14 protein-coding genes are annotated in these 13221 nt (G+C 67.5%); 11 read left to right on the forward strand and 3 right to left on the reverse strand.

What is annotated here, in order from left to right; all coding sequences use genetic code 11:
* Window positions 1-131 precede the first annotated feature (131 nt).
* Complete coding sequence (locus tag ACQY5A_RS02865) at window positions 132-461, reverse strand: GlsB/YeaQ/YmgE family stress response membrane protein (RefSeq protein ID WP_428338870.1); 330 nt, start codon at window positions 459-461, stop codon at window positions 132-134.
* A gap of 103 nt (window positions 462-564) precedes the next feature.
* Between ACQY5A_RS02865 and ACQY5A_RS02870 the strand changes: the two genes are divergently transcribed.
* The 4 genes from ACQY5A_RS02870 (at window position 565) to ACQY5A_RS02885 (ending at window position 2792) form a co-directional block, all read left to right on the forward strand.
* Window positions 565-1233: a LuxR C-terminal-related transcriptional regulator gene (locus ACQY5A_RS02870; RefSeq protein WP_428338871.1), complete on the forward strand. Its 669-nt coding sequence runs from the start codon at window positions 565-567 to the stop codon at window positions 1231-1233.
* Between the two features lie 210 nt (window positions 1234-1443).
* Entirely contained in the window at window positions 1444-1662 is a 219-nt protein-coding gene (locus ACQY5A_RS02875) for a hypothetical protein (protein WP_428338872.1), read from the forward strand.
* A gap of 510 nt (window positions 1663-2172) precedes the next feature.
* Window positions 2173-2532, forward strand: coding sequence for an STAS domain-containing protein (locus tag ACQY5A_RS02880; RefSeq protein WP_428338873.1), 360 nt, complete (start codon window positions 2173-2175; stop codon window positions 2530-2532).
* Window positions 2533-2612: 80 nt separating this feature from the next.
* The gene (locus tag ACQY5A_RS02885; protein WP_428338874.1) at window positions 2613-2792 is read left to right on the forward strand and encodes a YegP family protein; all 180 of its coding nucleotides are present in this window, start codon (window positions 2613-2615) and stop codon (window positions 2790-2792) included.
* 41 nt (window positions 2793-2833) lie between these two features.
* Here ACQY5A_RS02885 and ACQY5A_RS02890 read toward each other — a convergent pair whose 3' ends face one another.
* Together ACQY5A_RS02890 and ACQY5A_RS02895 are read right to left on the reverse strand one after the other, a co-directional pair.
* On the reverse strand, window positions 2834-3271 hold the full coding sequence (locus ACQY5A_RS02890) for a hypothetical protein (protein WP_428338875.1): 438 nt from the start codon (window positions 3269-3271) through the stop codon (window positions 2834-2836).
* Between the two features lie 188 nt (window positions 3272-3459).
* Window positions 3460-3690 (reverse strand): hypothetical protein, encoded by a 231-nt coding sequence (locus tag ACQY5A_RS02895; RefSeq protein WP_428338876.1) that lies wholly within the window; start codon window positions 3688-3690, stop codon window positions 3460-3462.
* A gap of 201 nt (window positions 3691-3891) precedes the next feature.
* Here ACQY5A_RS02895 and eccCa point away from each other — a divergent pair, with 201 nt between their 5' ends.
* From eccCa to eccB, 7 genes are all read left to right on the forward strand, one after another.
* A complete protein-coding gene (gene eccCa / locus ACQY5A_RS02900) occupies window positions 3892-8277 on the forward strand; it encodes a type VII secretion protein EccCa (protein ID WP_428338877.1) in 4386 nt (1461 codons plus the stop codon).
* Window positions 8278-8351: 74 nt separating this feature from the next.
* A complete protein-coding gene (locus tag ACQY5A_RS02905) occupies window positions 8352-8657 on the forward strand; it encodes a PE family protein (RefSeq protein ID WP_428338878.1) in 306 nt (101 codons plus the stop codon).
* 15 nt (window positions 8658-8672) lie between these two features.
* Window positions 8673-9896: a PPE family protein gene (locus ACQY5A_RS02910; RefSeq protein WP_428338879.1), complete on the forward strand. Its 1224-nt coding sequence runs from the start codon at window positions 8673-8675 to the stop codon at window positions 9894-9896.
* Window positions 9897-9965: 69 nt separating this feature from the next.
* Window positions 9966-10280 carry a WXG100 family type VII secretion target gene (locus ACQY5A_RS02915; protein ID WP_428338880.1) on the forward strand — a complete coding sequence of 105 codons (315 nt, stop codon included), beginning with the start codon at window positions 9966-9968 and terminating at the stop codon, window positions 10278-10280.
* 49 nt (window positions 10281-10329) lie between these two features.
* On the forward strand, window positions 10330-10629 hold the full coding sequence (locus ACQY5A_RS02920) for a hypothetical protein (protein ID WP_428338881.1): 300 nt from the start codon (window positions 10330-10332) through the stop codon (window positions 10627-10629).
* Between the two features lie 98 nt (window positions 10630-10727).
* Window positions 10728-11585, forward strand: a complete 858-nt coding sequence (locus tag ACQY5A_RS02925) for an ESX secretion-associated protein EspG (RefSeq protein ID WP_428338882.1) — start codon at window positions 10728-10730, stop codon at window positions 11583-11585.
* Between the two features lie 112 nt (window positions 11586-11697).
* A complete protein-coding gene (gene eccB / locus ACQY5A_RS02930; RefSeq protein ID WP_428338883.1) occupies window positions 11698-13212 on the forward strand; it encodes a type VII secretion protein EccB in 1515 nt (504 codons plus the stop codon).
* The last annotated feature ends 9 nt before the right edge of the window (window positions 13213-13221 follow it).

Below are 13221 nucleotides of genomic sequence, written 5' to 3' on the forward strand. Positions count from 1 at the left end.
CACGTAGTGGCGCACTGCCGTGGGGCGGTCGAACTGAGGGTGGTCTCGCAGTTCGCGGGTATGCCGTGGCCTCTAGAGTCGTGAACGGCGCTAGCTATTGCAAGCGCTTGTTAGCAGTCTCACAGCAAGGCTTACCGAACTCTGGGCTCGCTTGTACGCCTACCTGCGCCGCCGACCATGCGCCTCAGTGCTAGTAGAATCACCGCTCCGAAGGTCGCCGTGAACAGGGTGAACCACCAGCCACCGTGAGCGGTATTTACCACAAAGCTCAGCAAGAAACCGCCCACCAGCGCGCCGACCACGCCGATCACGATGTCGAGCAGCAGACCTTCCCGGGTCTTCATAATCAGCGATGCGATCCAGCCAGCCAGGGCACCGATAACGATGTAGCCGATCCAGCCGACGCTGGTCACGGTTGTGGAGCGGGCCAAAATCTCGCTTGCCGCCAGGGTAGTAATCATGTTGTGTTCCTTTTGCTTGGGGCGTCGACCTGCTCGACGCTTCCTTCGATGCAACACCCCTTAGGGGGGTCCGGATACACCCCTGAGGAGGTAAATTCGGACGATGTCATCTGCAGCGAAGTGCCCGATCACTGTGGCTCTTGTGGACGACTACGACATGGTGGTCAAGGGGGTGGCCAACATGTTCGACAACTACCGCGACCGGATCGTGGTCGCCGAACTGGACGCCACCATGGGTGTCAAAGACGCCGTCGATATCGCGTTGTACGACTCCTTCGCCCAGCCCGAAACCGATGACCACGAGATCGCCGCGTTGATCACCAACCCCCGCGCCCACCGCGTTGTGGTCTACACCTGGAACTTTCACCCCGATCTGATCGCCAGCGCTCGCGAGCACGGAGCCCACGGCTACCTTTCCAAGACCTTGCCTGCGCGGGAACTCGTCGCAGCCCTTGAAGCCGTTCACGCCGGGGAGCTGGTGATCAGCGAACCCGCCCCACGAGCACGCAGCGCCCTAGGCCTGGACTGGCCTGGGCGCACCGAAGGACTCAGCGACCGCGAATCAGAAGTTTTAGCCCTGATCACGCAGGGAAAGAACAACGCCGACGTCGCTCGACTGACCTACCTGAGCCCCAACACCGTGAAGTCCTACATCCGCAGTATCTACCGCAAAATCAACGTCGATAGCCGCACCCAAGCCGTGCTCTGGGGCGTGCAACACGGCTTCACCCCCGACCACCACCGCATCGACCACTGGAAAGGCGGGCCCTGACCGATGCCCGGGATCGCCGGAGATCGCGGCGGCACCTGAGCCCTATGCAGGTTAGTTTCGGAGCTGGATTCCGGATCATGAATCTTTAACGGGCTGAGAATTTGGCTTAACTCCAGCTGACGCGGTCGAACACGAGCGCCGCTTACCGATCTGGACTGGGCGCGGACCCTGTTCTTGACCTGACGTTGTTGGGCCAGCAGTTTGATCGGGTTGGGCCATGACTTCAGCGCGGCCACCGGGCTTTCCGACGCGGACGCGTTGAGCGCGCTGCGCCGCATTCGGGACAAGTTTGGCGACGTCGACACGCCACTCTGTTATTCGGGCCGCAGCCGACCATGGATGGGCCGGATGACAGGGTCACCGGATCGGGTGACCGTCGAGCTGAGCGATGACGAACGCACGTTCATCTGGCAGGCGATGTACCAGTGACAGTTCTCCGCGTCCGGCGCACCCTTCCCTTATCAGGTACTGGGGTTATCGTCATGGCGGAAGTTCGCCAACCTCACCTACCGCCTTGCGGAAGCCGTCACCGACCGCGAGCCGCTCAGTGATCTGGACTGGATGCGGGTGCTCTGCCTGACCGAGTGTTAGTGGGCCAGCAGTATCGTCGGGTCGGGTCTGGACTTCTCCATCGTCACCGAATTATCCGATATCGACTGCCTCAACATGCCGCGCCACTGCAGCGCAAGATCGGCAGGGTTGCGCGCGCCGAGGTTCTATTTCCCTGACGGTGGGCACCGCGCCGTCGGGTAAAACCCGAGTACCGGCGGCACTGACGCCGCCGACTGTTGCCGCTCGGGGCCTACGACCCGGACTTTCTGCGCCGAACGTTCCTCTCGCAGCGATGCTGGGCGCAATAATCTGCCGAACCCGGCCAAGCCGCGGACCGATCGGCAAGCCCTCCCCCCGGCGGGCGCCTTCCCGAAGAGGTGAGTTGTTGTGTTGCGGCCGGACGATCTGATCAGCGCCTCCGTTCATGACCGAGACGGTGTCGCCGTGTTAGCAGTCAGGGGCGAGCTCGACATGGCCAGCTCGGCTGCATTCAAATGTGCGATATCAGAGGCGCTGGCTGATCGGCCGCAGGCCCTGGTGATCGATCTCTCGGACGTGGGGTTCCTGGGATCGGCGGGCATCAGCGTTCTGGTTGAGGCCCGGGATAGAGTCGGTGATGGCGATCAGTTTGCCGTCGTCACCGGCGGGCCGGTGGCTGGTCGGACCATCGAGGTACTCGAGCTCGGCGAGCTGCTCGGTGTGCACCAAACCGTCGATGAGACGCTGAGCGCGGTGGCCGCCCACTGAACACTCGATTGAAATGTGAACGCGTTCTCGACATCGGCGCTACCGTCGTCAGCAACAGCCCCGAGCTGAGGGAGTGACTGATGGCGGCCAAGTTCGAGATCAGCAAGGATCACGCCGGCAAGTTCCGATTCCACCTCAAAGCGCCTAACGGCGAAATCATCGCCGCGAGCCAAGGCTACGAGTCGAAGGCCAACGCCGAGAAAGGCATTGAGGCGATCAAAAAGCACGCCCCCGGCGCGGTGGTCGAAGTCCACAGCTAGGCCGACCGCAGCCGGGCACCGCCTTCATCGTGCGATTCTGCTCAGAACGGCGACACCTCGTCGACGCGGACGAACAAGCCGTGGCCGCTGCCGTCGTTGGTGAACTGGGTGCCGTCGCTGACCGGAGCGACCGTCCACCCCTGGATGCGCAGCGTCTGACCCGTGACCAGCTGCAGATCGTTCTGTGGAGTGCCGCCGATATCGCCTCTGTCCCCAGGAGAATCTGCTGGACGCCTCGATGACCGCGATCTGGAGGTGCTTGTTGTCGGCTCGGCTGACCGGGGCCTTTGGAAGCCGCGGTCGTCGTCACACGCGACGGTGGGTGCGCCCCCGCGGCTCTGATCGCTGGCCGTCACCAGATAGCGCACCAACCCCGACTGCGTTCGGACGTACTGACCGCCGGCATGGGCGGGTGGCGCCGGCGAGACGACGGCAGCAATCGATGCGAATGCCACTGTGGCGGGGGTGAACCGACTCATCTGTCTCCTCGGCGCTGAGATTCCGACCGGGCTCACCGCTGCGCGCGACAGCAGTTGCGCCGAGGAACGTAGGGGGAGCCGAGGCAATGCCAGGGGGCGGCGATGACCTCGGCTCCGGTTACACGGTAACCGCCGCGGCGCCGCCTCGCCTACAGCTTTCGCGTGACTCGACGGTGTGGACACTTGCCTCACATGGCGGGCGTGCGCGGCGACGGGGCGAGCTCCTCGAGGTTGGGCACCACGGTCAGGTGTCGGTCAGCCCGGGGTGGCGTTGGCGGTAGCGGTGCGCCGAACTGCAGGTCGATCGCGTGCGCGATCGTCTCGAGCAGGGTGTCTGACCAGGTGCGCACCGGGTGAGTCCAGATGCGGTGCAGGAGCTCTAGGCGCAGCTCGTCCGATCGCTCGGCAGGGGTGGTCATGGCGGTTCCTCTCGTTGCGCGGGAGGCTACGCGGGGCCACCGACAGCGACCCGGCTTCATGGAGTTGGTGCCCCGGGTCGGGGGTGTGGGTCGCCGGACCCGGACGCCCCCCATTAGCGGGGTGCCGGGACCGGTCGGTGGGTGTCCAACTAGGTGAAAGGACTGCCTGTGTCGGCGGAGCACCGGCGATAGGGTGAGCTGGTGACGACTCAGCCCTTCGTGCGTCCCGGTGACGTGGTGCGGCCCCCGCAGACCGGTGGGGGCAAGATCGCCCTGGAATCGCCGATCGTGGCGCCGATCCCGCCGCCGCGCAGCGTGTGGGGGATCGTGCTGCCGATCACGCTGGTGGTGGGCGTGGTCGGGCTAATCGTGGCGATGTACGTCTCCGGCATGCGCACGTTCGCCACCGGGTTCGGCTTCTTCGGCTTCATGGCGGCGTTCTCCATGGTCGGCATGGTGCTGCGGGGCCGTGGTGCTGCGCAGAAGATGTCGTGGGGCGAGCTGACCAAGGCGCGCCGCGAGTGGTTCGCTCGCCAGGACGATCTGCGCGACGAGGTCAACGAGCAGCGCCGCCGCCAGTGGGAGCATCGGCACCATTTCCATCGGGCGCCTGCGGAGTTGGCGAACGTGGCCGGGTCGGTGCGGATGTGGGACCGGGCACCGGGCAGCGAGGCGTTCGCGGTGGTGCGGGTCGGGGTCGGCAAGGTGGCGCTGGCGCTGACCCTGGAAAAACCCAAAGTGGTGCAGGCCTCGCACCTGGAGCCGGCGACCGGTCACGCGCTGCGCAAGTTCATCAACGAGCAGGAAAACATCGAGAACACCCCGAAAGCGATTTGGCTGCAACGCTTCCCGGGGATCTCGATCGTCGGCGACCTGGACGAATCGCGGTCGTTGGCGCGGGCGATGCTGTGCCAGATCGCGGCGTTCCACAGCCCCGCCGACGTGCAGATCATCGTGGTGACCTCAGCGCCGACCCAGTGGGAGTGGGCCAAGTGGCTGCCGCATCTGCAGCATTCCAGCCGCCGCGACGGCTGCGGGGAGCGACGGCTGATGTTCGCCTCGCCGGCCGAGCTGGAGCAGTTCTTCGACGAGGAACCCGACGGCGCCCGTGACCCGTGGCGCCCGCCGGCCAGCAGCGAGCTGCACGGGCAGTCCGCGGCGGCCCAGCCGTTGCGGGTGATTGTCGACGACCACTCCGCAACACCGGAGGACTGGGCCGGCCTGACCGGTGGAAGCGGTTATTCCGCAACGTGTTTCATCCGGCTGGCGCCCGAGGTGCCGCCGCGGCCGCCGGAGGCGTTCGCCTCGAAGTACTGGGTGGGTTTCGACCCGTCGACGACCTACCTGCTGACCGACGGGGTGCTGCGCAAGAAGGTGTCACCGGGGGACCCGGCCTACTACGCCTCGGCCTCGGGCGGCGCCGACGAACTCGAGGACGCGTTCTACGCCACCGCCGACCAGGTCAGCCTGGCCGCCGCCGAACGCTTCGCGCGCGGGTTCGCCAAGTACCGGGTGACCGGGGCGAGCACGGTCGCCACTCGCGAGGAGGTCGACGCCCGCACCCTGCTAGACGTGCTCGGGGTCGCCGATCCCTCGAAGCTGGACGTGGACCGACTGTGGGCACCGCGAATGATCCAGGGCCGCGAATGGCTGCGCTTCCCGGTCGGCACGTTCAACGACACCGGCGAGGTCGTCGAGCTGGACCTCAAAGAGGGCTCCCAGCAGGGCATGAACATGCATTCGCTGTTCGTCGGCAGCACCGGCGCCGGCAAGACCGAAGGCATCATCACCGAGGTGGCGGCGCTGTGCACCACGCACTCACCCGAGGTGGTCAACATCGTGTTCTCCGACTTCAAGCTGAAGTCGGCGGCGGGCATCCTGCAGCGCTTTCCGCACGTGGTGGCCGCGGTGAGCAACCTGGCCGACGAGCGGCATCTGGTGGGCCGGATGTATGAGGCCCTCGACGGCGAACTGGACCGCCGGGGTGCGGTGATCGCCGCGCTGGACAGCTGCCCGGATGTCACGACCTACAACCAGCGCCGGCTGACCGACCCGTCGCTGGCGCCGATCCCGGCACTGCTCGTGATCTGCGACGAGTACAACGAGATGTTCACCGATCCGTTGTGGGGGTTGAAGTTTCGGCAACTGTTCTGGCGCATCGTGCGCCAAGGCCGTTCGCTGCACGTGTTCTTGCAGCTGGTGGGTCAGGTGGTGGACACCACCAACCTGCGCGACATCCGCAAGCAGCTCGGGTTCACCATCGCCGCGCGCACCGGACGCGAGGAGGATTCGCGCGAGGCGATCGGCAGTGGGGTGGCCGCGCACATCCCGCCGGAAAACGCCGAAGGCACCGCGTTTCTGCGGGTGGCGCTGCGCGAGCCGCGCCAGTACCGGTTCTTCTACTCCTCGGCGGCGTTCGTGCCGGTGCGCGCCGACGCCGGTCATGTGGAACCGGTGCGGGCCGGGACGTGGTTCGAGCCGCGGGTGTTCACCGTCGCCGAGGCCGCCGACACCGACGGCCGGTTGGCCGCCCCGCCGTCGAGCGCCACCCCGGTGGCCGAGACCGAGCCGCTGGACTCCGGTCCGCGGCCGAGAATTGTTGACGCGCTGATCAAGTCGCTGCAGTCCACCGGGGTGGGGCCGCCGCGCCCGTTCTGGCTGCCGCCGCTGGGCGACCCGCCCTCGGCTGATGATCTGGTGCTGCGGCTGCGGGGTAAGCCGTGGGATGTCGACTACGGCGACAACCCGGGTCTGCGGCTGCCGGTGGCGCTGGAGGACCGGCCCCGCGAGCACCGCCAGGACGTGCACTGCCTGAACCTGTTGGACGACAACGCGTTGATCGTGTGCGCACCCAAGCGCGGCGCCACCAACGCGGTGATGACGATGGTGACCGCCGGTGCGCTGATGTATCGCCCGGAGCGGGTGCAGTTCTACTGCATCGCGGCCAGCGGTCCGCATCTGGCGCGGATCGCTGATCTGCCGCACGTGGCCGCGGTGGTGGCCGGTTCGGACTCCGAGGGGGTGGCCCGGGTGATCGCGACGGTGGAGAACATCGCCGCCGAGCGGGACCGGATCTTCACCACCCGCGGGCTGGACATGATGACCGTGCGGGAGGCCAAGTTCGGGCCGCACCCCCAAGACATCGGCGTCGAGGGCGGCGATGTGGTGCTGGTGATCGACGGCTGGGCCAACTTTACCGAGAGCTATGACAAACACGTCGACACGGTCATCTCGCTGATGCGGGCCCGCAACTACGGGGTCCGGGTGGTGATGACGCACACCAGCACGCTGTCAGGGGTGCGCAGCTCGATCCGCAACGAGTCCGCGCAGCGGCTGGAGATGAAGCTGGTCGATCCGCTGGACTCGCAGGTGCCGCGCGACCCGCGCGACCCGCAGCGCAGCCCCGCCAAAGAAGTGCCCGACAGCCCGGGTCGCGGGCTGAGCCCGACCGGGTACCACCTGATGGTGGGGGTGCCGGTGCTGGCCAACGAGGCCGGGGGCCCGGTGGAGGTCCGCGAGATCGGGGCGGTGGTGCGCCGCGTGGCCGGTGTGGACAACGCCGCCACCGTGACCCGGCTGCCCGAGTCGGTGCCGATCGAGGAAGTGGTGGCCGCGGCCGCCAGCGAACCCCGGCGTAGCGATCTGCTGCCGTTCGGGCTGTCCGAGCAGACGTTGTCGACGGCATACATCGACTTCGCCGAGCATCCGCACCTGGTCGTCACCGGCCGGGCCGGCTCGGGGCTGACGAACGTGTTGCGGGTGATGTTGCACGGCGTCATGCGCCAGTACCACCCGCGGGAGGCGACGATCATCTTGGTTGACCCGCGCCGCAACCTGGTCGGCATCGTGCCCGATGATCCGTGGCTGTCGGCGTACGCCTACACCCCGAGCCACATCCGCGACGTCATCGGCGAGTTGGCCGCGGTGCTGCAGAAGCGCCAACCACCGCCGGGTGCCACCCAGCAGCAGATGCTGACCACCAAGTTCTGGTCGGGCCGGGAGTTCTTCGTCGTCGTCGACGACATCAGTTCCTGGTCGAACGCCGAGAATCCGCTGGCCGCCCTGGCCCCGTACGTGGAGCAGGCCGCCGAGCTGGGGCTGCACATCATCGCCGGCGCTGACATCCGCAACTGGAGTTACCTGTCGATGGGTAGCGGAGTGCAGGGCCGCATCGTGGGCTCGCTGGCGCCGGTGCTGATCCTGGATGGGCGCCGCGAGCACGGCCAGATCGTCAGCGGCGTCTACGCCGAACCGCAGCGACCCGGCAAGGGGATCCTGGCTACCCGCAACGGCATCGAGGGCGTGTTGGTCGGCTGGTCGGAGCCACCGCGCCGGGTACCGGCCGGCTGGTCGCCGCCGACACTGTCACCGCAGGTCGCGCAGCACGCCGCGGCCGTCGAGGCGGCAGCGGCTGAGCGGCAGGCCGCCGCGACGACGCGGGCCGAGCAGGAGCAACGGTGGGCCGCCGAAGAGGCGCGGCACATGGCCAAACTGACCGGGGCCGAGCAGCAGGACGGGGAGGCGCCGCCGGCTGACGAGCCCGAGCGGGGCCCGGAGTCGGGTCCTGGCTCGAAATGGTTCGAGTGAATTCTTTGTCGGCGAGTCGGCCGCGGGCTGCTTACACTAAACTCAACTTGCTGATCGATCCGGAGGATTAGACCATGAGTGCACCAATCGGAGTTGACGGACCGATGGTGGCCACGGCGGCAGCCGTGGAAACCGCGGGCGCGGGCACGATGGCCGGCACCACCGCCGGCGCGGCGGAGCCGATCTGCGGGGTGATCCCCCCGGGCGCCGACGACGCGTCGATCGGGGCCGGCACGGGTTTCGCCGCCCGCGGAGCCGAGACCGCAGCGCTGATGGCGCAACTGACGACGGTGCGTGGCCTCTTCGCCGCGACGATGGCTTCCAGCGGTGTCGCGTATGAGGCCACCGACGCGCTCAGTGAAGCCGCGCTCGCGCTCTAGCCGCGGCCAGCCGTCATGACCTGGGCTGACGCGGCCGCTTTCCCCCCCGAGCTCAACTACACGCTGTTGACGACGGGCGATCTGGGAGCCAGCTTGATGGGCGCCGGCGCGGCGCACCAATCGCTGGCCGACATGCTGCTCGCCGAGATGATCCAGATGGGCTTCAACACAAGCTCCACCGCCGCGGTGTCGTGGCAGGGCCCCGGCGGGCAGATGATGCAGGTCAGCGCCGGAGAGTTCATCTCCATCCTGGAAGCGGCGTCGACCTGGATCCAGACGGCATCCCAGCAGGCCCTTGAGGTGGTCTCCGCGCACCAGGCGGCGGTGCAGGCGATGATCCCGGCGCAGGTGTCGCTGACCAATCGGGCCACCCAGGGCACGCTGGTCGCCACCAACTTCATGGGCTTTAATACACCGGCAATCAACGTCCTCGACGGGCAGTACGGCGCCTTCTGGATCAACAATGCCGGGCAGCGCAGCGTGTTCGGGTCGGTGGTGGCCATGGCGTTGGGACTGCTTTCCACCCCGGCACCGATGTCGCCGGCCTCACCTAATCCGGCCGGTCCGGCGCTCGGAGCCGCCGAAGCCGCCGGTCAGGCCGGTATCCAGGGCGGCCTGCAGATGGCTGGTCAGACCATGACGACCGCGGCGGATGCCCCGGTGGCCGGCGGGTCGGCGGCCAGCTCGACCGGCCAGGGCATGATGGGGTCGATGCTGGGCACCGTCGGCAGCATGGCCGGTGAGGCCGGGTCTGCGGCGCAGCCACTCATGACAGTCGCGGGTGCGTTCCCGCAGCTGGCCAGCCAGGTCCCCAGCCTGTTCAGCAGCATGCTCGGCCCGCTGAGCAGCAGCGGCTCGGGCCTGGGGGCGGCCGACGCCGCCGGACTAGGGTCGGTCTCTGCTGCGCCCGCGCTGGCGGGTGCGCTGGCCGGCGGTGGAGGGGCCGGCGGGGGTGGGTTGTTGAGCGCCGGCGGGATGGCGTCGACGTTCGTGCGCCCGGCCAGTAGTTTCGCCGAACCCGCCGCCCCGAAACTGCCCGGCGGATGGCAGGGCGGCGGCGGTGGCGGCGCGGCAGAGCCGGTGGCGGCGCAGCCGTCCGGGGTCGGCGGCGGCGGCCTGTACGGGGCTCCTGCGGCGATGGGCCGCGACGGCTCGGCGGCGATGGACAAGATGCCCCCCAAGACCATGCAAGTCACTGCCCGCTCGGCGGCCAACAGGGGGGAGCATCAGCGCAATTAATGTTCCCGAGCACCGTTGCGGGGTCCTAGACTCACTATTAATCGGCTTGAAATTGACGAGGAGAAATCAATGGCTGTAGTTGGACATTCCGAATTGGTGTCGTTCGTATCGGCGATGAACGACATTTCCCAAGGCATTCAGGCCGTGTTGAGCAGCTACGACCAGCACAGCACCGACCTGCACCACAGCGGCGGATTCCAGGGCGCGGCGGGTACCAGCAACCTGACCACCAGCGCGCAGATCCTGGAAGCGCAGCTGCGTATCCAGCACCGTTTCGGCGAGCTCAACAACCTGGTGACGCAAGCCGCGCACGGCTACACCAGCACCGACGAGAACAGCGCGCAGCAGATCCAGTCGGTGGTCAGCCACCTCAACTATACCTAAGCCCACCGACCAGCTCGCTAATCAAATACTCACGGAAAGAAGGCTTTTCATGGACGGAATGATGCGTTACAACCCCGGTCTGGGGGCCGACTACACCGCCTCGGTGGCTAATTACTGCTCGCAGCTGGACAACTATGCACAAGAGGCGCTGAACAAGCTGAACCAGATCTCGCACGCCTTTGACACCGAGCACGGTTCGGCGCAGCACGCGCAGGCCCAGCAGATGATCATGCAGGCCGTCAACGACGGCAAGGAGACCATGCTGCGTCAGGCGACCGCGGTGGACACCTCGTTCAGCGACTTCGGCGGGCAAGACATCGCCGCGGGTAACTCGTTTACCTCGATCTGAGCTGAACACCCCTTCATCACTAGCGTTGCAGCACGGGGGCCGACCCGGGTCGGCTCCCGTTGTTGTTGGCGGACATGTCCGGGAAGGAGCCCTAGCCGGTGTTGACGACGACGGTCGAGGGATTATGGGTGCTGCAAGCCCTGCTCGGGGTGGAGTCGATGCCCGTGGCGTTGCACCTCAAACCTTTCATCCCCTCAGCGCACGGCTCGATGATCGTGGAGACCACCGCCGGACACGCGCCGCTGTCCCAGACTGCCGAATACCACTCGCTGGTGCAGGCCGGGGTGATCGACGGGGGCGGCCACGTCGATGACGTGGTGCGGGACTGGATGAAGGTGTTGGGCCGCCCCGAGCGTGAGGTGGTGCTGGTGATCCGGCGGCCCTCCGGGCAGGTCAACGCCGAGGACACGCCGACGGTCAATGAGCGGGTGATGGTGGTGTGTCTGCATCGCCGCTGGATGGCGATGGCCGCACGGGACGGTCGCGAGGTGGTGATCGGCGGCGTCGGGGAATCCGCGGACCCCGACCGCCAGATCGAGTTGATGTGCCGGGTGCTGGTGCCGGCGTTCGGGGAAGCCATCGCCGCCGACATCGAAGGCGTCAACGTCGAAATGGACACGCTGAAGACATCTTTGGAGGCGGCCGCGCCGGCGGGCCGGGAAGCGATCAGCGCCGCGCTGGCCCGGGTGGGTCTGCCGCCCCGCGAGGTGGAGGTGGTCACCGCGGCCACCCGGCTGGATGAGTCGGCGATGGCGGTGGTCTCGCTGATCGATCACGGCCGGGAATTGCACGCCCATCAGCGGGTGCTGTCGGTCGCTGACACCGAGTACGGCCGGGTCAGTTTCACCACGACGAGCGCCGCCGACGGCAAGCGGTGGGTGAGTATCTGGCCGACCACGCCGGCGGGCCTGCATGACGACCTGGCCGATCTGCTGGCGACCCAGCGGGTGGCCTGAATGATCGCCGCGCCGCGATGCCCACATCGCCGGGTCTGTTCTGCCGCGCAGATGTCGCGGCCTGCTGCAATAGCGAGGATTTCGTGCAACGACCGCCGGTAGGGTTGCCCGCATGGCGCTGAACCTCACGTCGCGTTTGCAGGTCACCGCGCACTACTTCTGGAATCGCCGCAACGCCTCGGCGCTGAGCCATCACGGGGTGCGCCTGGAGTACGACCCCGAGCAGCGCCGGATGGCTGGGATCATCCTGGGCTGCACGTTCACCTTGCTGGCGGTGGCGCTGATGGCGATCCTGGCGTGGTTCAAGCCCGCCGGCCAGGTCGGAACATCGGCCATCCTTGCCGACCGCGACACCGGAGCGGTGTTCGTGGTCGTCGACGGCCGGCTGCACCCGGCGCTGAACCTGGTCAGCGCCCGGCTGATCGCCGGGGAGAATTCGCGGCCCACGTTCGTCAAGGCCAACGAACTGAACAAGTACCCGCAAGGCCCGATCGTCGGAATCGTCGGTGCGCCAACCGAAATGCCGATCCGCAGTGGGTTGTCGTCGCAGTGGGCGATCTGCGACACCGCCCCCAAGGCCACGCCGTCGGTGTCGGCGGCCGAGCAGCCGGTGGTGACCGCGATCGCCGGACCGCTGCAGGTCGGGTTGCGCTCGGTCCCGCTGGCGACGCCCGACGCGATCCTGGCCCGCCACAACGGCAAAACCTATGTGGTGTGGGGCGGCCACCGCTCCGAGATCGACGTGGCCAACAAATCGGTGGCACTGGCGCTGGGCATCGATTCCACGACGCCGCCGCCGGTGCCGATGTCCACCGCGCTGTTCGACGCGATTCCGGCCACCGACCCGCTGGTCAACCCGGTCATCCCGAATGCGGGCGCACCGTCGCCGCGGAACCTGGGTGCGCCCGCGGTGATCGGCTCGGTGCTGTCGGTGCACGATTTGCAGCACAACGGCGCCGACACCTTTTACGTGCTGTTAGGCAATGGGGTGCAACGGATTTCACCGTTCGTGGCGTCGCTGCTGCGCTCCCAGAACTCCTACGGCGACGTCGCGCCGGTGGCGGTCAGCCCGGACAAGCTGGCGCCGGTACCGGTGGTAGAGACGCTGCCGGTGAGCTACTACCCGTCGACCCGGCTGCGCCTGATCGACACCGCGATCGACGGCACCACCTGCCTGGCCTGGTCCAAAGGATCCACCGACAGCGCCGCGGAGGTCAAAATCCTGTCCGGGCAAGGGCTTCCGACCCCGCCGGAGTCCGACACCCGGCTGATCCATCTGGTCAAAGACGCCGGCGGCGACCTGGCCGCCGCCGAGGCCGATCAGGTCTACATCGCGCCGGGGGCCACCAACCTGGTGATGACCACCAGCGCCGATCCGGGCTCAGGAAGCCGGGAGTCGCTGTGGTGGGTCTCCGATCAGGGGGTGCGGTACGGGGTCGCGATGGCCGATGAATCGCTGCGGCCGCTGGGCATCACCCCGGCCGAGGCCCGGCAGGCGCCCTGGCCGCTGATCCGGGTGTTCGCGCCCGGCCCGGCTCTCGACCGCGCTGACGCGATGACCCAACATGACAGCCTGACCCCGCCGGGCGGCTCGGAAGCGCTGGTCAGCCGCCGGGCCGGACAGTAGCTGGTGGGT

The organism is Mycobacterium sp. (assembly GCF_965277065.1).
Lineage (GTDB): Bacteria > Actinomycetota > Actinomycetes > Mycobacteriales > Mycobacteriaceae > Mycobacterium.